The organism is Paenibacillus sp. FSL R7-0128 (assembly GCF_038002245.1).
GTDB lineage: Bacteria > Bacillota > Bacilli > Paenibacillales > Paenibacillaceae > Paenibacillus_AQ > Paenibacillus_AQ silagei.
Genome location: NZ_JBBOCD010000001.1, coordinates 4231326 through 4248470 on the forward strand (window position 1 = coordinate 4231326; position 17145 = coordinate 4248470).

The window sequence follows — 17145 nt, forward strand, 5'->3', positions numbered from 1 at the left end:
TACTTCCTAGAATTCCATGACTTTCTTAACTGCCGTGATGACACGTGCAGGGGTAGGAATCCAAGTATCTTCGATTTGAGCAAACGGGAAAATTGTATCTGGACCTGCTACACGAAGCACAGGGGCTTCCAGGTGCAGCAGAGCTTTTTCGTTAATCTGGGCAATAACCTCAGCGGCTACGCCGGAGCTCTTCTGAGCTTCTTGTACAACAATCGCGCGGTTAGTCTTCTTGATGGAAGCCACAATGGTGTCGATATCAATCGGGCTAACGGTACGAAGGTCGATAATTTCGACTTTGATGCCTTCTTTTTCGAGCTGGTCGGCCGCTTTGGTCGCTGTATGTACCATTAGGCCGTAGGTAATGATAGATACATCCGTACCTTCGCGTACTACATTCGCTTTGCCGAGTTCAACGGTATACTCACCTTCAGGCACTTCTGCCCGGAAAGCATGGTACAGGTTCAAGTGCTCCATGAAGAATACAGGGTCATTGTCGCGGATCGAAGCGATCAGCAGTCCCTTCGCATCATAAGGATTAGAAGGAATAACTACCTTGATCCCAGGACTCTGGGCGATCAGACCTTCCAGAGAATCGGTATGCAGCTCGGCTGCCTTAACGCCGCCGCCGAATGGAGTGCGGAAGACTACAGGAGCATTGTACTTGCCCCCGGAACGCCAGCGCAGGCGCGCCGCCTGAATAACGATCTGATCCAGAGCTTCAAAGATGAAGCCTACGAACTGGATCTCAGCGATCGGGCGGAAGCCCTGCACGCCAAGACCGAAAGCCAAACCGCCAATGGCAGACTCTGCCAGCGGTGTATCGAAGACGCGCTCCTCGCCAAATTCCTTCTGCAGCCCTTCCGTTACACGGAATACGCCGCCTACATTACCAACGTCTTCTCCGAAGATAAGAACATTGGGGTCACGAGTCAGTTCAACGCGCATTGCGTCACGAATTGCTTCTTTCATATTCATCTGTGCCATTGCCTGATATCCCCCTTATTCAAAATCGGCTTTTTGTTCTTCAAGATGTTTCGGAGTTACCTCGAACATGCTGTCGATCAAGCCGGGAATGGTCATTTTTTCGGTCTGTTCTGCTTTCTTAATCTGCTCGTTCACAGTTGCTTTCGCTTCTTCTCTTACGCGCAGAGTGTCCTCTTCCGTCCAGAGGCCTTTCTTCTCCAGGTACTTGGCAAGACGGGCAATCGGATCTTTCTCATTCCATTGGCCTTCTTCTTCCTTCGTACGGTACTTACTGGCATCATCAGAAAGGGAATGCGGACGGAAACGGTAGGTTACCGCTTCGATCAGCGTGGCACCTTCGCCTTTGCGGGCACGTTCAGCAGCCTGCTGTACAGCAGCGATTACTGCAAAGACGTCCATACCGTCGATCTTGATTCCGGGAATCCCTGCGGCAACGGCCTTGTGGGCGATCGATTTCGCTGCAGTCTGCTTCGAGAACGGAGTGGTGATCGCATAGCCGTTGTTCTGAACGAAGAAGATCACTGGCAACTTGAATACTCCTGCATAGTTAAGGCCTTCGTAGAAGTCGCCTTCCGACGAACCGCCGTCACCGGTATATGTGATTGCAACGTTCTGCTGTTTCTTCAATTTGAAGCCCATAGCAATACCGGTAGCATGAAGAATCTGTGCTCCGATAATGATCTGCGGCATAAGTACATTAACGCCATCAGGAATCTGTCCGCCATGCTGATGTCCGCGGGAATACAGGAACGCCTGATATAATGGAAGGCCATGCCATACGAGCTGTGGAATATCGCGGTAGCCCGGGCAGACGAAATCTTCTTTCTGCAAAGCGTACTCACTGCCGATCATTGTAGCTTCCTGACCGGATACCGGTGCATAGAAGCCGAGACGGCCTTGACGGCCCAGGTTGACAGCACGGTCATCCCAGGTACGGGTAAATACCATACGGTACATAATTTCTTTCAATTGATCATCGGTAAGGTTAGGCATCATTTCCTTGTTGATAATTTCTCCATCCGGGGAAAGAACCGTAAGGGCTTCAACGTCCTCTGTATACACTTCATAAGGAACTCTAGTCATTATCTTCACCTCAATAAAAAAATTTGAATATCAGTGGTCTCTGTTATAGAATTATTATACACCTGTTGTATCTGTTTCGTCAAAGAAATACGCATAAAATTTATGTTTCCATAAATTTTGTATGTATAACAGGCGTTTAAATATCCTATAACAGATTGAAGGATATTTATCAAGTAAATGATATATCCCACATTTGCCGCTTGGTTAATTTTAACGCAACACTAAGTCTTAAGCAAAATCCGACATGAAAGGTGACGATTTGACAATGAGCGAACCTGTTTTTCTGAAACGTACAATTGTAAAACAAACACTGTGGAGCGAACACCTGCAGGAAGAGCGCAAGCTGCGTATCTATCTTCCCCCCGGATATAATGAAGTACTCAGCTATCCCGTCGTCTACTGCCAGGACGGTGAAGAATTCTTCAACTTCGGCCGGATTGCCACCTTGGCTGGTCAGCTGATTCTGGAGCAGGATGTGGAACCCTTCATTATAGTGGGCGTCGAAGTGAACGTGGCAGTCCGCACCGCTGAATACGCTCCGTTCGGCAGCCGCTTCAAGCAGTACCTTACATGCTTCGCCGAAGAGATTATTCCCTTCATTGAACATAATTATCCTGTCCGGCGCACACCGGAGGAGCGGATCGTAGCCGGTGATTCCCTGGGCGGCAGTGTCTCCCTCCACCTGGCGCTGGCGTATCCGGGATTATTCAGCCGTGTGCTCAGCCTCTCCGGCGCCTACTATCCCGAGACCCGCGAGCTGCTATCACAAGAGGAGGATCTCTCCTGGCTTCAGATCAACATGGTTGTAGGGCTTCAAGAGCGCGACTACAAGACCGATACCGGCGTCTATGATTTCGTGGAGATGAACCGGGAGACCAAGGCCATGCTTGAAGCCAAGGGAGCCACGGTGTCCTACCGCGAGAAGGACGGCCAGCATCTTTGGGGTTTTTGGCAAAAAGAGCTCCCGGAATCATTACTCTATTTCTTCAGCTCCTGAAACAGCAAATAGAACCCCAAAAGTGAACATCTTACGAACTTATGTATGCAGTACGATTGACTGCGCTTTCATCACGAATCGGACATACGGTGCCGTTCCTTAAATCATAAGGACGGCAACCGGTCCGGCTGTAGCACTATGCCTGCCAAGTGGAAGCGGCTTTGCCGTCCTTTTAAAGGACGGTTCCGTTTCAGCGAGAAATAGAAGGATAATTTATTTCTCCTGAATAATCCGTTCCAGCAGCACATCACAACCGGCGTTGATTAAATCATAGACCTGCTCGAAATTACCGGTGAAATACGGGTCAGGCACCTCACGCAGCTCCTCATCCGGCAACAGATCCATGAAGAACAACAGCTTGGACTGCTCACCGCCGGGAATTTTGCGCACATTCTCCCCGTTGGACTTGTCCATGCAGATGATATATTCGAATCTCTCGAAATCCTCACTGGCTACCAGCCTTGCTCTCATATGCTCATAGCTGATGCCATGCAGATCAAGGATACGCCTTGTCCCTTCATGTGGCGCTTTCCCGATATGCCAGTCTCCCGTTCCTGCAGAATCCACTGTAATCTGATCCGTAAGCTGACGCTGTTCAATCTTGCTGCGCAGCACAGCCTCCGCCATCGGCGAACGGCAAATATTCCCCAGACATACAAACAACACGTTAACGATCCCTCTCACCTCCTGCGCTCAAGCATTCCTTATCATCCATAATGGATGGGTGCGGTCAGACGCACTAATCCTATTTTAGCGTCAGCGCGGCAATTGTACAACTTTTGAAACTGCTATATACTGTTCAGGATGATGAACTTAATTGAACAACAAGGAGGGGGAGCTATTGCCATCCGGGCGTATTGTAATTGTTGCAGGCGGTGAACTGACCGCGGAATGCCTGCGCTTATTAGATGAAGAGGATTATATTATCGGTGCTGACCGGGGAGCGCTGTTCCTGATTGATCATGGCTTCACCCCCCAGCTTGCCGTTGGTGATTTCGATTCTGTCTCTCCTGAGGCACTGGAGCGGATTCAGGCGGGAAGCAAGAAGACTATAAGCTGTGATCCGGTCAACAAAGACCTTACCGACAGTGAAATGGCCCTGGATCTTGCTCTGAACCTCCAGCCGCAGTCTATTCTGATGATCGGGGTAACGGGTACGCGCATGGACCATACGCTGGCCAGCATTCAAATGATGACAAGAGCACTGCAACGGCAGGTAGCCTGCTCTATTATGGATGCGAACAACTACATTACGCTTACCGGCTCTCAGGCGGTTGTGGAGGAACGGGGGTATTCCTATGTCTCCTTGCTGCCTCTGACTCCCGAGGTAACGGGCATCACCCTTCAGGGCTTCCAATATCCTCTGGAGAACGCCACCCTCAAGTTAGGGCAATCCCTGGCCGTGAGCAATGTGCTGCTGGAGCAGAGCGGAACCGTTCATATTGAGAGCGGACTTCTGCTAATTATTCAGAGCAAGGACTGAATACATAGATTTTTGGAGACATCGCTGTAACCTTTGTTTCAAAATCGTAAAGCCGGGAATCCCTTTGTGTATCAAGGGTTTCCCGGCTTTTTTCGGCGAACTCACTACGCAAATATTAATATTTTGTAACTTTTAATGTGATTTTAATAAAACGCTTACATTGCATATCCCGCCTGCATTTAGCCCATCTCTTCCATAATTTAGGCCTGTCATAACCTGCTATACTACGAATCAGACGAACGAAACTACTAGAATTCATTACAACCTTGGAGGTATACAACATGAATAAACAACACTGGTTCAAGCAAGCAATGACAATTGGTCTGTGCACAACAATCGGGTTCAGCGCCTTACTCGCAACCGGAGCAGGAACAGCCCCTGCTGCCGCTTCAGCTGTATCCGCTGATGCTGTATCTGCCGATTCTGTAAGTGCCGATTCTGTATCAGCATCTTCCACTGGCTCCAAAGTGGTCAGCTTCGGTAAAAAGTATCTGGGTACGCGTTACCAGTTCGGTGCCTCCACTTCAACTACACGTTATTTTGACTGCTCCTCCTTTACTCAATATATTTTCAAAAAATATGGTGTAGATCTGCCCCGTACATCCGTTGCCCAATCTAAAGTGGGTAAATCGGTCAGCAAAGCCAATCTGCGTGTCGGCGATCTGGTGTTCTTCTCCAGCGGAAGCCGGGCCAACGGCAAGAACGTCACCCATGTGGCTGTATATGCCGGCAATGGCAAGATCCTTCACACTTACGGCTCACCCGGCGTGACCATTTCAGATCTGAATTCGGGTAACTGGAAAAAAACCTACCTGAAATCACGCCGCGTACTGTAACAGCCAGAAGATCTATTATAGCTTGTACCGAGAGAGTACATGTCTATTAGCCGGAGAGCTGCTTGCAGCGGCCGTCAGCTTGTGGCCCCGCTCTCCGGTGTCCGCAGTACATATCCGGTTCCACGCACCGTATGAATCAGTTTATTCCGGCGGCCTTTATCCACCTTCAGTCGCAGATGCCGGATGTACACATCCACCACATTGGTATCCGCTTGAAAATGATACCCCCATACCTGCTGCAATATTTCAGCACGGGGACAGACTTCACCCAGATTCTCTGCCAGATAATACAGCAGGTCGAATTCCTTGGGGGTCATCTTCAGCTCGGCTCCATCCCGGATGACCTGCCGGCGTCCGCGATCGAGGAGCAATCCGTCCACCTTAAGCAGCGAGGCCGCATCTCTACGGCGGCCTGTCAGCTTAAGCAGATTCAATATTCTGTGTTTGAACTCACCGGTATGTACAGGCTTCTCCATGTATTCGTTGCCTCCGGCATCGAATACGGAGACAGCCGCTTCCCCTTTCACTCCAGGCGCCCCTCCGGATATGACCATCACCGGCAGAACCATCCCCTCCTTCCGCGCCTCCGAGACAGCTTCCCAGCCCGCCCAGCCTCCGGGTTCCTCCAGCTCCGCGAGCAGAAGCACAGGCTCACCGCCTGAGAGCAATAAGCGAAGACTATCCAGGTCTTCGCTTATTGCTGTTCTTATACCAAGGCTATGGATGGCCTCCTCAAGCCCGATATGGCCGGCAGCCCTATCCTCTCTGTCTGCATCAGCTTCAAGGCTATCCGGGCGCGGACCGGGTATATACCATGCTATCTTTTCATTCACCGGGATAGTCCCCCTGTACCAGTCTTGCACCGGCTGTGCCGCCGCAGATGATACCTAGAATTCCCGCAAAACAAAGAGACCATTCGGGGGAATGGTCTCTTTGCGGCACTAATTATAGTACGAAATCGATCTCCTGGAATGCGGCCACCTGGGTGTCCCAGCGCTCTGCCACAAAAGCCTGATGCGCCGGATGATTATTGTAGGCATCATAAGCCGCCTGATCGGCGAACTCCATCGAGAAGCCGAACTGGTGGTCACACTTGGCGCTGACCTGACGCAGCACCTCGAAATTCTCCACCACCGGAATAGCGCTAAGAATCTCAGCACCATCCCGCAGGAAAGCTCTGGTCTCCTCCGAATCCGGGGCAGATTTCAGTGTAAATACAGCCATATGACGGATGGTTCCCTTGTTCATTGCGTTTCTCCTCCATTATCCGAAATACCGGTGATAATAGCTGCGGGCGGCAGCGATATCATTGGTTCCATGTATTAAGGCTCTCCCGTCTGCGAACACAACCATCCGGTACGGCTCTTCTGTAAAAGAAACCAGATACGGATTGCTCTCCACCTTGCCGCTATTCAGCCTGGACAAGCGGGCAGCTGTCTCCTCCAGATCTAGACTTCTGCGGTGTGCCGGACGGATCTGCACGGTATCCCTGCCGCACAGCACATCGCTGCGCTCTGTGTTAGAGGCTGACAGATATGGATAGCTCCGTGATTCACCGCATGAGGGACAGTCCGACTTCTTCGCCATCTGAACCCCAATCTCCTGCTGCTCATTACGCCAGATATCGAAGGTCAGCAGCTTGCCGCGCAGCTTGTCCTTGAAACCGCCGAGCAGCTTCAGCGCCTCAGCCGTTCCATTCGTGGTAACCATCTGCACCGCTTGCGGAAGAATGCCCGCCGTGTCGCAGGTATCCCCGCCCAGGGGGATAGTGCCCAGCAGACAATTCAGACAGGGGGTTTCACCCGGCAGAATCGTATACGTAATGCCGTAACTTCCAACACAGGCTCCGTAGATCCAGGGGATGCCGTGCTTTTGCGCCAGGTCGTTAATGATCAGCCGGGTATCGAAGTTATCGGTCCCGTCCATAATCAGATCTACGCCGGGAAGCAGACTCTCCAGCTCCTCTGCACGCACATCGAGCACATGGGCTTCAATCACAATCTCCGAATTGACCGCCATCAGCCGGGTACGGGCTGCAGCCGCCTTGGGCGTCCGCACACGGGCATCTTCTTCCGTATACAACTGCTGGCGTTGCAGGTTGCTCCATTCCACATAGTCACGGTCAACAAGGATAAGCCGCCCTACCCCGCAGCGGGCCAATGTCTCGGCAATGCCTGTCCCGAGCGCCCCCATGCCAACGACCAGCACACAGGAACGTGCCAGTCCCTGCTGTCCTGCTGCGCCGAACGGCGCGAAGCGGACCTGTCTTGAATATCTGCCATCCCTGCCGGCCGAAGAAGCCGGAACCGGCGTGTTTTGATCAGAACCCATCTCTGAACAGCCCCCTATGTAGGTAGGTTTTTGGTGAAAACCGGGAAAAGCGCAGACCTCCACTTTTCCCGGACTCCATTAGTATACGGTCTGCGCGGACCACTGCTCCACATTCCAGACCTTCGTCACCCAATCCTCGTAAAATTCCGGTTCATGAGACACCAGCAGAATCGTTCCCTTGTATTCCATAAGCGCCCGCTTAAGCTCAGCCTTGGCTACAATATCAAGGTGATTCGTAGGCTCATCGAACAGAATCCAGTTGCTCTCACGCATCATCAGCTTGCACAGGCGGACCTTAGCCTGCTCGCCGCCGCTCAGCATGTTCATCGGACGGGTGATATGCTCGTTTTTGAGACCACAGCGGGCCAGATGGCCACGCACTTCATTCTGGGTCAGACCGGAGAATTCATTCCATACGTCTTCAATCGGCGTGATATTCTCCGCCTTCAGCTCCTGCTGGAAATAGGCAGAACTCAGATAATCACCAAGGTAGGTTTTTCCGCTGTACGTAGGGATGACACCCAGGATCGTTTTGAGTAGCGTCGATTTGCCGACCCCGTTGTAGCCGACAATCGCAATCTTGTCACCGCGTTCAATCATCATATTCAGCTTACTTGGAAGTAGCGGACGGTCATACCCGATCTCGAAATCAACGCCCTCGAACACCGTCTTTCCGCTGGCTCGGCTCTCCTTGAACTGGAACGTAGGCTTCATCGCCTCTTCCGGCTTGTCAATCCGCTCCATCCGTCCAAGCTGCTTCTCGCGGCTCTTGGCCCGGCCTGAGGTGGAGGCACGCGCTTTGTTGCGCTGAATGAAGTCCTCCTGCTTTTTGATGAAATCCTGCTGCTTCTCGTATGCATCAATATGCTGGGCCTTATTCATCCCCGCCATCTCCAGGAACTTCTCGTAATTGGCCGTATAGCGGGTCAGCTTCGAAAACTCCAGATGATAGATCACATCGACCACTTTGTTCATGAATTCCGTATCATGGGAGATCAGCATGAACGCATACGGATATTGCTTCAGATAGTTCGTCAGCCAGTCAATATGCTCCACATCGAGATAGTTGGTAGGCTCATCGAGCAGCAGTACATTCGGTTTCTCCAGCAGCAGCTTCGCCAGCAGAACCTTGGTCCGCTGTCCCCCGCTCAGGGAAGTGACATCCCGGTCCAGACCGATCGCCGTCAGGCCCAGTCCGTTCGCCATCTCTTCAACCTTCACATCGATGAGGTAAAAATCGCCGATATCGAGCTGCTCCTGAATGTCGCCCATCTGCTCAAGCAGCAGGTCCAGCTCCTCGGGCGTCGCCTCCCCCATTTTATCGGTAATCGCCAGCATCTCATGCTCCAGCTCCAGCAGCGGCAGGAAGGCATCTTTAAGCACATCGCGCACGGTTTTACCGGCGGTAAGCAGGGTATGCTGATCCAGATATCCGTAACGGACCCGCGGCGTCCATTCCACCTTACCGTTGTCCTTCAATAATTTGCCGGTCAAAATATTCATCAGCGTCGATTTGCCCACGCCGTTCGCACCCACGATTCCCACATGCTCTCCATCCAGCAGACGGAAGGACACATCCTTGAACAACACCCGGTCCCCGAAATTATGGGAAACGTCTTCTACACTAAGTAAACTCATAAATTCTCTGCAAGCTCCATTCTATATTGTAAATACCAAGAGGTTCAATAATTATAGATATCGCTCCATTCTAGCACACCTGCACCCTGCACTGAAATAGAAATAAAGCCCGATTTCTGAAAAACTGTCATAAAGCTCTGAGCATTCAGCTCTTTTTCTGAAACAATCTAATATTCTTTGCAGGAGAACGTGCACCCTTAAGCGGTCCAATCAGCCCCCTAATGGCCTGAACCAGCTTTCCTTTACTCTGAAAAGGGTCCTGCTGAAGCGGCAGGCTGTATACGCTGGCAGGTTCAAGCAGGGAAGCCAGCAGCGCCACCGTATGCTCTCCGGCCAGTGGCAGACCAATAAGCCATTCCGGCCGGGGAGTCAGACCTCTGCGGCGCAGCCAGTGCAGGGTATCCTCCAGCCGCCAATCCGCACCTGAGGCGATCAACAAGGGGAAGCTGCTGCCGGTGAACACTTCCAGCGCCCCCTCCCCGCAGCCGGTTCCAAGATCCAGGATAATGTAATCATAGGCCTGGTCCGGCCCCTGCGGGAGTCCCTCCGAAGGGGGAAGCTTCCAGTAGTCTACCCCCATCCAGGTGAACGGCTGCTCCTGTGTTCCCTGAACACCGCTTATTTCAGGACCTCCCGCCATTTCCTTCATGCGGTTAAATACCTGCGAACCGGGATTACAATCTACCCATGCCGTCCTTCCTTCGGGTGACAGGCAGCGGCTGACAGCAAGCGAGGTATGTGTGGTTCCAATTCCGGGGGACACCCCTAATACGGCCACCACCGCAGTAGAGGGCTGCGCTTGCTTGTCCTCCGCAGCCTTGAGCATGTTCGTTCGCTCACGCTCATGTCTGGCTTCCCTCGCACCGCCAATCTCCAACTGCTGGAGAACCATCCTTACCTCCTCAGCACTGCCATACCGTTCCTCCGGGTGATGCCGCAGCAGCCGCCGTATGACCGGAATCATCCGGCCCGGGAGTCGCCCCTGCAGCTTCCGCTCCATCCCGGGCTGCCAGGCGCTGAACTCTCCGCCGGAGGCCATATACAGCAGCAGTGCGCCAAGTCCGTACAGGTCCGACACCGGACTGCTCTGCCCGCCCCCATATTGCTCCGGGGCAGCGAATCCGGCGGTTCCCAGCTTCTCGGTGTCCTCACCGGAGCCATTTCTCAGCCTGCGCGCAATCCCGAAGTCAATGACCTTCAGCTCATGCTCTCCAGTCAGCATGATATTCGAAGGCTTGAGATCCCGGTAGATAATTGGCGGCTCATGGCTGTGCAAATAATGCAGTACCTCCAGCAGCTGCCGCGCATAGCTGAGGATTCGCTCTCCCGTCATTGCAGCGGGATGCTCTGCCATATACTGATGCAGGGTGATGCCCTCGATATAATCCATCACCAGGTAGGTGTAGCCGTCAGCGTCCGGCGGGAAGAAATCCGCAATCTGCGGGAGCAGCGGATGACGTAGCGAGATTAACAGCTCCGCTTCCGCCTGAATGGCGCCCGCACCATAACTCCCCTCCCGGATGACGCTCTCTTTAATGGCCCGCAGCATACCCGGCAGCCGTACATCCTCCGCCAGATATACCCGGCTCATTCCGCCTGTTCCTATCAGCCCGGTTACATAATAACGCCCTCCCAGAATCTGTCCGGGACTTAACTTTCCTGTGAATTCCATCTCTTCTCCGCCTGTTCATATAGAATGTTGTATAACGCAAAAAAAGCCCCCCACTGCCTGCACCGGAACCGGCAAGAAGCCGGAGGTGCAGACTGCGGGATGCTTTCCCATAATCCTGCAAATATGAATTAATACTTAATCATATAAAGTGTAATCTCGTCCCGGTTATGGAACAGCTGCTTCGCACGCTGGACCTGCATCCGCTGGCCTTCAAACATGGTGATGATCTCCTTGATCACCGCCATTGGCTTCTTGTGCATCAGCTTCACGGTAACAATCGCGCTGCCGCCCGGTGTCAGGCTATGCAGCAGCTCAGTGACCAGCTTCGCCATCAGCTTGGGGCTCCAGCTCATATCGCAGACCAGCAGGTCAAATTCGTTCTCACGGAATTTGACCTCTCCGGCATTTTTGCGCAGAATCTTGAGTGCCGGATTCTTACGTAAGGATTCGTGCATCAGCGCCGGATCAACAGCGGTAACCTTGAGACCGCGCTCCAGCAGGAACGAGGTCCAGCCGCCCGGAGAAGCGCCGATATCGACCGCATTCTTGAAGCTGTAGAACGGAATGGCGAATTCCTTCTCCGCCTCCATCAGCTTGAATTTGGCCCGTGAGATCTGTCCATCCTCCTTGCGGAAGCGGATCATGCCGCCATTCCAGCTGGACAGGTTCGCCTCCGGCCGGGATACACCGGCATACAGCGCGTCACCGTCCGCATAGACGGAGATCACCCAAGCGGGCTCCTGTACGGTGAACTCGGCGTCCAGGCTATCAAGCTTGCCCTGCAGCCATTCGCGCAGCTCACCCGGACTCTGCTCCCAGAAGGAGGACGAGCCTTTACGGACATGCAGCGACACCTTCTCGCCTTGCAGCTCCGAACGCCGGCTTAAGTATACCGCCAGCCGTTCCAGAGCCGGCAGATCACCGGTGTCCTGGAAATCAACAGGCTGGATGTGGCGCAGGAAGACCGGCAGGTTCTGTGCCAGCCGCTGCACTACCTCCTCCGGCTCCGCCTCAAGCGTGGCCAGGAAGATTTCTCCCGGCAGCAGCAAGGTGCTTTTCACCGCTCCGAACAGGCGTCTAAGCTCCTCCTGTGCATAGGGGGCGAAGCCATGATTCGCCGTGCAGATATATCTTGAAATGATCTTGTCTTCCGTAGCATCGTTCAAATCGCTTGGCCTCCAGAACTTATTTTTATCCAGGGACGTCCGTTATCCCATTCAACCTTGACCGGAAGATCATAGGTAGCCATCAGCATCTCCTGCGTCAGCACCTCTTCCTTGGGACCGGCTCCTGCCAGCTTCCCGTCACGGATCAGCGCCACGTGAGTGAAGAGCGGAACAATCTCCTCCACATGATGGGTGACATACACCACTCCAACGTTATGCTGCCGCAGCTTGTCGATCTCGGCAAGCATTTTCTCCCGTTCATATAAATCAAGACCGGCGCAAGGCTCGTCCATAATAAGCAGCTTAGGCTCTGCGATCAGGCAGCGGGCCAGCATAGCCTTCTTACGCTCCCCCTGGGATAACAAGCCGAACGGATGATAAGCCAGTTCGCCGAGGTTCATCTCCTCCAGCAGCCTAAGCGACCGGTCCTTCACACTTTGCGGAATCTCCTGGTAGAAGCGTAAATACGCATAGGCACCAGTAGCTACAACCTCCCAGACCGGGTCGGTCAGCGAGAGCTTTTCCATCAGGGACGGGCCGATATAACCGATTCGCTTGCGCACCTCGCGCAGATCACATTGACCGTACTTGTACCCCAGCACTTCAACAGAGCCCTTGCTGGGGAACAGGTAGCCGGTCATCATTTCCAGCAGGGTGGTTTTGCCGGAGCCGTTACGCCCGAGAATGACCCAGTTCTCCCCCTGCTTCATAGTAAGGGATACATCGTCAAGAATCAGGCTCTCCTCCCTGCGCAGGGACAGATGTTGTAAAGATATCATTATAATGTCACTCTCCTTATGTATGCCAGCACCCGTTCAACAGAGTGAATGGAATAGATGATGTCCGGTTCAGCGCTGCGGTCAGCAGATACGGCCAGCAGAGCGGGCACACTTGAGATTTGATAGGTGTTCACCAGATCAGGGAGCATATTCACATTCCCCTCAGCAATCACAAGATTAGGCGGAAGCAGATGCTCCGCCACCTCAATCATCCGCCGTGCTGCCTTACAGGTTCCGCATAGCGGGGTATGCAGGAACAGGACAAGCGGCTCGCCCTTCGTGGCCAGCAGCTCCAGCAGCTCCAGCAGCTCCGGCTGATTCATTTCCTTCATCTTCAATCCTCCCCCGCCTCAAACCAGGTCCTCACAGCAGCAATCTCCGCTCTGTGCGTGCCATCCGGTCCCTTTTCTGTTTCCATAACGATCACTTTATCAGCCAGGAACTCCATCTTCACAAGCTGGCTAAGCGCCGCACCCCCGATGTATCCGCTACCGATTCCAGCATGTCTGTCCCGCCTTGAGCCGTAGGGGAACCGGGAGTCATTCAAATGCACAGCCGCCAGATTCGCCCAGTACCCCAGCTTCTCACCGCGCATCATAAGCTCCTCCGTCTGCTCCGGATTCCAGATCCCCGCAGCGAAAGCATGGCAGGTATCGAAGCAAAAGCCGATCTTCTCCGGGTAGCGGCACAGCTCACGGACCTTGACCAGCTCTTCGGGCGTCATGCCTTCATACCCATGATTCCCTGCCATATTCTCAAGCAGCAGCTTGGTTCGTCCGGTCCAGTCTGCCAGCACCTCGTTCATACATTGTATAATTTTTTGATAACCCTGTAACGGCTCCATCCCGGCAAAATGACCGAAATGCACCACAATGCCCACCGATCCGCACGCCTCGGCAATCTCCAGATCGTTGCGCAGGGAGGCAATCATCACCTCTCTGTCGCCCGGGCCAGCAGCCAGATTCGTCGGATACGGGGTGTGGGCAATGGAAGCCATCCCCTGCTCCCGGCAGTATTCTGCGCAGCTGCTTGCATCGCGGTAGTCTACCGGCTTCAGCTTCAGACTGCGCGGATTCTTCGGAAAATACTGAAAACATGTAGCCCCGCTCTCCCTGGCGGACCGGGCAGCCTGCCCGTACCCGCCGCGTATGCTGACATGCGCCCCTATGAAGGGGCTATGCGTCATGCTGGCAATCCGGGCAATAGAATACCTTGCGTCCGGACAGCTCTGTCTTCACTATGGTTCCCCCGCCGCGCAGGCAAGGCTCGCCTTCACGGTCATACACTTTACAGGCATCATTATAAGATCCGGTCACGGTGTCGCCGGTCATGAACGGCATTTCCATATACCCGCCGATTTCAGTGGCATCCGTTAACACCTTACGCACGCTGTCGTACAGCCGGGTCACCGCTTCCGGTGACAGATTCTGAACAAGCGTAGATGGTAGCAGACGGGCTTCATAAGCAATCTCGTCAGCATAGCAGTTGCCGATTCCGGCCATAACATGCTGGTTAACCAGCAGACTCTTCAGCGCACCGCGCCGTCCCTTGAGCAGTCCGGCGAAGCGTTCGGCCGTCATCCTGCGGTCCAGCAGCTCGGGTCCAAGCTTCCCCATTGCCGCTTCACCCTCCTTGACAGACAGCAGATGGAGATAGCCCAAACGCAGTCCCATGAAGTAGAGGATATGCTCACCGAACGCAAGCTCAACCTGTGTAGTACGGTCAGGACGTTCTTCCTCTGTACCATAGAACAGTAGTCCGCCCAGCATCAGATGCAGCAGCAGTCTGCGGCCGTCATGCAGGTGGAAGAGGATATGCTTGGCGCGGCGTTCCACGAATACAATTCGGGCACCGACCAGTCCCTTCACGAATTCTTCAGTCTCCATATTGATAGTCTTTTCTCTATTTACGGTTACCCCTGTAATGGGTACGTTTATTAGATGCTGGCTAAGCAGCTTTCTGTAATTCTCCATTTCCGGCAATTCCGGCATATTGTCATCTTCCCTTCTTGGATGGTCAAATGGTCACCTTTGTCATTATACACCGAGCAGTACCATAAGTTCAGCTAAATCAGCACAAATTTCATCAGGCTTGACTCCGGTCAGCTGCTGGTAATGCTCCAGATTATCCCGGGTGGTAAGTCCCGTAAGCACCAGTACAGTCCGGCAGCCTGCATTGGCACCCGCCAAGATATCCGTTCTCATATTGTCACCCACCATCACCGCATCCTCCGGCTTGATACCGAGCAGAGATGTCGCATATGTCACCAGGTGCGTCTCGGGCTTGCCGATGACCACGGGCGCCACTCCGCTGGCTGCTTCAATAGCTGCACCTATCGTACCTGCACCGGGCATCACTCCGTCATCGGAGGGAAGCATCAGGTCGGGATTGGTCAGGACGAATCTGGCTCCTTCACGAATCCAACGCGAGGCGCGGGCCAGTGCTTCATATGTAAAAGAACGGTCGATCCCCTGCACGACAACCTGCGGATGCTCGGAGACCAGGGTTAGCCCTGCCTCTGTGCAGGCTTCCACCAGCCCCTCTTCTCCAAGTATCGCCACGGATGCTCCCGGAGATTCTCCGGCAATGTAACGGGCGGCAGCCAGCGATGAAGTGCAGACCTCCTCGGGCCTGGCTTCAATGCCCATTCCACGCAAATGTGCAGCTACACTCGCCGGTGTTCTTGAAGAGTTATTCGTCACATACAGGAACGGAATCTCCGCCGCACGAAGCGCTGATATCAGCCGCTGGGCCCCCGGAATCATTCTGCCGCCATGATACAAGGTGCCATCCAGATCAATTAACAAGCCTCCGATATTGTTCATAACTCCTCCTGTCGATTCGAACTCGGCGATTCATCTCATTTATTATTAACCCTATGAATTATATTTCAGAGCAGCGGCGGCTTCTCCGGGAAGTGCGCTGTGAATGGATTTATTGCCCGCCTGCCTGCGATTTTTAGCCGCTTCGTTTCGGCATTTTCTCTACTGCTTCGTACGCTTAATCCTCAGCTTTTACTTTAAATTTAACGTTCTTCGTCGAACGCTAGCGAACTCCTGCAGCGCCCGGCTATTTTTGGCATAGCCCTGTCATTTCCTGCGCTTTCCCGGAAAATAATTCAGTCCGCAGCGTCATTTCCCGGGGTTCTCCGGTAGACCGGGAAGGTGCAGAATTCCTCTGCCAGCAGTGTATTCGGGAAGATCTCCTGCGCTTCCTTCAGCAGCGGAGCGAGCTCCTCCTGCGAAGTGTAACGCGAGCTGAAGTGGGTCAAGATCAGCTCAGCCCCGCCTGCATCCCTTGCCAGCTCCGCAGCCTGCTGTGCCGTACTGTGATGATATTGATGAGCCATTTCTGCCAGGCCATGGGCAAATGTCGCCTCATGAATAATCAGATCGGCATCCTGCGCCAGCGGCAGTGAGCCCGCACAAGGCCGGGTATCTCCCAGAATAACTACGATACGTCCGCGCTTGGGTGCATGAATCACCTCGGCCGCCCGGATCAGCACGCCTTCATCAGTCGTGATATCCTCGCCTTTTTTTAACCGGCCATATAGCGGTCCCGGCTTCAGTCCATAGCTCTTCAGCAGCTCCGAATTCAGGTTACCCGGACTGTCCTTCTCCGTAACCCGGTAGCCATAGCTGTCAATCCGGTGCTCCAGCAGTCCTGCTTCCACCTTGAACGTCTCATCCTCAAAAATCAGCCCGCCGCTGTGCTCCACAATCTCCAGCTTATAAGGAATGCGGGACTGGCTGACAGACAGCGATATGTCCAGATATGCCTTGAGCCCGGGAGGTCCGTACACCGTAAGCGGTGAAGTCCCGCCCTGGTAGCCCCTGCTGGAGATGAGTCCGGGCAAGCCAAACAGATGATCACCGTGCAGATGGGTGATAAATAGCTTCTCCAGCTTGCCCAGCCGCAGCGGCGAGCGCAGAACCTGATGCTGTGTCCCTTCCCCGCAGTCGAACATCCAGAAGGTTCGCCGTTCTTCAAGCAGCCGGAGTGCAACCGACGTCACATTGCGCTGCAGCGTCGGCACCCCGGCATTCGTTCCGAGAAAATAGATTTCCATTATGCCCCTCCTCTCTCTCGCCCAGATGTCTTTATTATTTTTTGTGATCTTGTCTGTTCTTATGACAAGAATTCTACTCTGTTTTTGCTGCAAAAGCATCTTTTGCA

18 protein-coding genes are annotated in these 17145 nt (G+C 53.5%); 3 read left to right on the forward strand and 15 right to left on the reverse strand.

What is annotated here, in order from left to right; all coding sequences use genetic code 11:
- Nucleotides 1-6: 6 nt before the first annotated feature.
- The gene (locus tag NST26_RS17460) at nt 7-984 is read right to left on the reverse strand and encodes an alpha-ketoacid dehydrogenase subunit beta (RefSeq protein WP_036726449.1); all 978 of its coding nucleotides are present in this window, start codon (nt 982-984) and stop codon (nt 7-9) included.
- Between the two features lie 15 nt (nt 985-999).
- A complete protein-coding gene (pdhA, locus tag NST26_RS17465) occupies nt 1000-2067 on the reverse strand; it encodes a pyruvate dehydrogenase (acetyl-transferring) E1 component subunit alpha (protein ID WP_340952380.1) in 1068 nt (355 codons plus the stop codon).
- 265 nt (nt 2068-2332) lie between these two features.
- On the opposite strand from pdhA, the gene NST26_RS17470 reads away from it, so the two are divergent.
- The gene (locus NST26_RS17470) at nt 2333-3064 is read left to right on the forward strand and encodes an alpha/beta hydrolase (RefSeq protein ID WP_340952377.1); all 732 of its coding nucleotides are present in this window, start codon (nt 2333-2335) and stop codon (nt 3062-3064) included.
- A 213-nt stretch (nt 3065-3277) separates the two neighbouring features.
- Here the strand turns inward: NST26_RS17470 and NST26_RS17475 are convergent, their stop codons facing one another.
- Nucleotides 3278-3739, reverse strand: coding sequence for a low molecular weight protein-tyrosine-phosphatase (locus NST26_RS17475; RefSeq protein ID WP_036726628.1), 462 nt, complete (start codon nt 3737-3739; stop codon nt 3278-3280).
- A 166-nt stretch (nt 3740-3905) separates the two neighbouring features.
- Here NST26_RS17475 and NST26_RS17480 point away from each other — a divergent pair, with 166 nt between their 5' ends.
- Both NST26_RS17480 and NST26_RS17485 read left to right on the forward strand, forming a co-directional pair.
- Nucleotides 3906-4547, forward strand: coding sequence for a thiamine diphosphokinase (locus NST26_RS17480; protein WP_036726443.1), 642 nt, complete (start codon nt 3906-3908; stop codon nt 4545-4547).
- A 281-nt stretch (nt 4548-4828) separates the two neighbouring features.
- The gene (locus NST26_RS17485) at nt 4829-5383 is read left to right on the forward strand and encodes a C40 family peptidase (protein WP_209873661.1); all 555 of its coding nucleotides are present in this window, start codon (nt 4829-4831) and stop codon (nt 5381-5383) included.
- A 74-nt stretch (nt 5384-5457) separates the two neighbouring features.
- Here the strand turns inward: NST26_RS17485 and NST26_RS17490 are convergent, their stop codons facing one another.
- The 12 genes from NST26_RS17490 to rnz form a co-directional block, all read right to left on the reverse strand.
- Nucleotides 5458-6216: a winged helix-turn-helix domain-containing protein gene (locus NST26_RS17490; RefSeq protein WP_209873657.1), complete on the reverse strand. Its 759-nt coding sequence runs from the start codon at nt 6214-6216 to the stop codon at nt 5458-5460.
- 112 nt (nt 6217-6328) lie between these two features.
- Nucleotides 6329-6631, reverse strand: a complete 303-nt coding sequence (locus NST26_RS17495) for a Dabb family protein (protein WP_340952374.1) — start codon at nt 6629-6631, stop codon at nt 6329-6331.
- A 15-nt stretch (nt 6632-6646) separates the two neighbouring features.
- Nucleotides 6647-7714, reverse strand: coding sequence for a ThiF family adenylyltransferase (locus NST26_RS17500; protein ID WP_340952372.1), 1068 nt, complete (start codon nt 7712-7714; stop codon nt 6647-6649).
- A gap of 78 nt (nt 7715-7792) precedes the next feature.
- Nucleotides 7793-9352, reverse strand: a complete 1560-nt coding sequence (locus tag NST26_RS17505; RefSeq protein ID WP_340952369.1) for an ABC-F family ATP-binding cassette domain-containing protein — start codon at nt 9350-9352, stop codon at nt 7793-7795.
- Nucleotides 9353-9497: 145 nt separating this feature from the next.
- Nucleotides 9498-11024: a serine/threonine protein kinase gene (locus NST26_RS17510; RefSeq protein WP_340952368.1), complete on the reverse strand. Its 1527-nt coding sequence runs from the start codon at nt 11022-11024 to the stop codon at nt 9498-9500.
- Between the two features lie 128 nt (nt 11025-11152).
- A complete protein-coding gene (locus NST26_RS17515; RefSeq protein WP_340952366.1) occupies nt 11153-12190 on the reverse strand; it encodes an SAM-dependent methyltransferase in 1038 nt (345 codons plus the stop codon).
- Nucleotides 12187-12969 (reverse strand): ABC transporter ATP-binding protein, encoded by a 783-nt coding sequence (locus NST26_RS17520; protein WP_340952363.1) that lies wholly within the window; start codon nt 12967-12969, stop codon nt 12187-12189. The genes NST26_RS17515 and NST26_RS17520 overlap by 4 nt, the downstream gene beginning before the upstream one ends.
- Entirely contained in the window at nt 12969-13301 is a 333-nt protein-coding gene (locus NST26_RS17525; RefSeq protein ID WP_340979546.1) for a thioredoxin family protein, read from the reverse strand. Before NST26_RS17525 ends, NST26_RS17520 begins: the two co-directional genes overlap by 1 nt.
- A gap of 2 nt (nt 13302-13303) precedes the next feature.
- On the reverse strand, nt 13304-14155 hold the full coding sequence (locus NST26_RS17530) for a deoxyribonuclease IV (protein WP_340979547.1): 852 nt from the start codon (nt 14153-14155) through the stop codon (nt 13304-13306).
- Nucleotides 14145-14960, reverse strand: a complete 816-nt coding sequence (locus NST26_RS17535) for an Fpg/Nei family DNA glycosylase (protein ID WP_036726428.1) — start codon at nt 14958-14960, stop codon at nt 14145-14147. The genes NST26_RS17530 and NST26_RS17535 overlap by 11 nt, the downstream gene beginning before the upstream one ends.
- Nucleotides 14961-15005: 45 nt before the next feature.
- Nucleotides 15006-15794, reverse strand: a complete 789-nt coding sequence (locus NST26_RS17540) for a TIGR01457 family HAD-type hydrolase (protein ID WP_036726426.1) — start codon at nt 15792-15794, stop codon at nt 15006-15008.
- 293 nt (nt 15795-16087) lie between these two features.
- A complete protein-coding gene (gene rnz, locus NST26_RS17545) occupies nt 16088-17038 on the reverse strand; it encodes a ribonuclease Z (RefSeq protein ID WP_340979548.1) in 951 nt (316 codons plus the stop codon).
- Nucleotides 17039-17145 lie beyond the last annotated feature (107 nt).

Bases quoted from the DNA above. Each gene is read 5' to 3' on its own strand.
- NST26_RS17460 (WP_036726449.1), bottom strand. From the start codon at position 984: ATGGCACAGATGAATATGAAAGAAGCAATTCGTGACGCAATGCGCGTT.
- pdhA (WP_340952380.1), bottom strand. From the start codon at position 2,067: ATGACTAGAGTTCCTTATGAAGTGTATACAGAGGACGTTGAAGCCCTT.
- NST26_RS17470 (WP_340952377.1), top strand. From the start codon at position 2,333: ATGAGCGAACCTGTTTTTCTGAAACGTACAATTGTAAAACAAACACTG.
- NST26_RS17485 (WP_209873661.1), top strand. From the start codon at position 4,829: ATGAATAAACAACACTGGTTCAAGCAAGCAATGACAATTGGTCTGTGC.
- NST26_RS17495 (WP_340952374.1), bottom strand. From the start codon at position 6,631: ATGAACAAGGGAACCATCCGTCATATGGCTGTATTTACACTGAAATCT.
- NST26_RS17500 (WP_340952372.1), bottom strand. From the start codon at position 7,714: ATGGGTTCTGATCAAAACACGCCGGTTCCGGCTTCTTCGGCCGGCAGG.
- NST26_RS17505 (WP_340952369.1), bottom strand. From the start codon at position 9,352: ATGAGTTTACTTAGTGTAGAAGACGTTTCCCATAATTTCGGGGACCGG.
- NST26_RS17510 (WP_340952368.1), bottom strand. From the start codon at position 11,024: ATGGAATTCACAGGAAAGTTAAGTCCCGGACAGATTCTGGGAGGGCGT.
- NST26_RS17520 (WP_340952363.1), bottom strand. From the start codon at position 12,969: ATGATATCTTTACAACATCTGTCCCTGCGCAGGGAGGAGAGCCTGATT.
- NST26_RS17525 (WP_340979546.1), bottom strand. From the start codon at position 13,301: ATGAAGGAAATGAATCAGCCGGAGCTGCTGGAGCTGCTGGAGCTGCTG.
- NST26_RS17530 (WP_340979547.1), bottom strand. From the start codon at position 14,155: ATGACGCATAGCCCCTTCATAGGGGCGCATGTCAGCATACGCGGCGGG.
- NST26_RS17535 (WP_036726428.1), bottom strand. From the start codon at position 14,960: ATGCCGGAATTGCCGGAAATGGAGAATTACAGAAAGCTGCTTAGCCAG.
- NST26_RS17540 (WP_036726426.1), bottom strand. From the start codon at position 15,794: ATGAACAATATCGGAGGCTTGTTAATTGATCTGGATGGCACCTTGTAT.
- rnz (WP_340979548.1), bottom strand. From the start codon at position 17,038: ATGGAAATCTATTTTCTCGGAACGAATGCCGGGGTGCCGACGCTGCAG.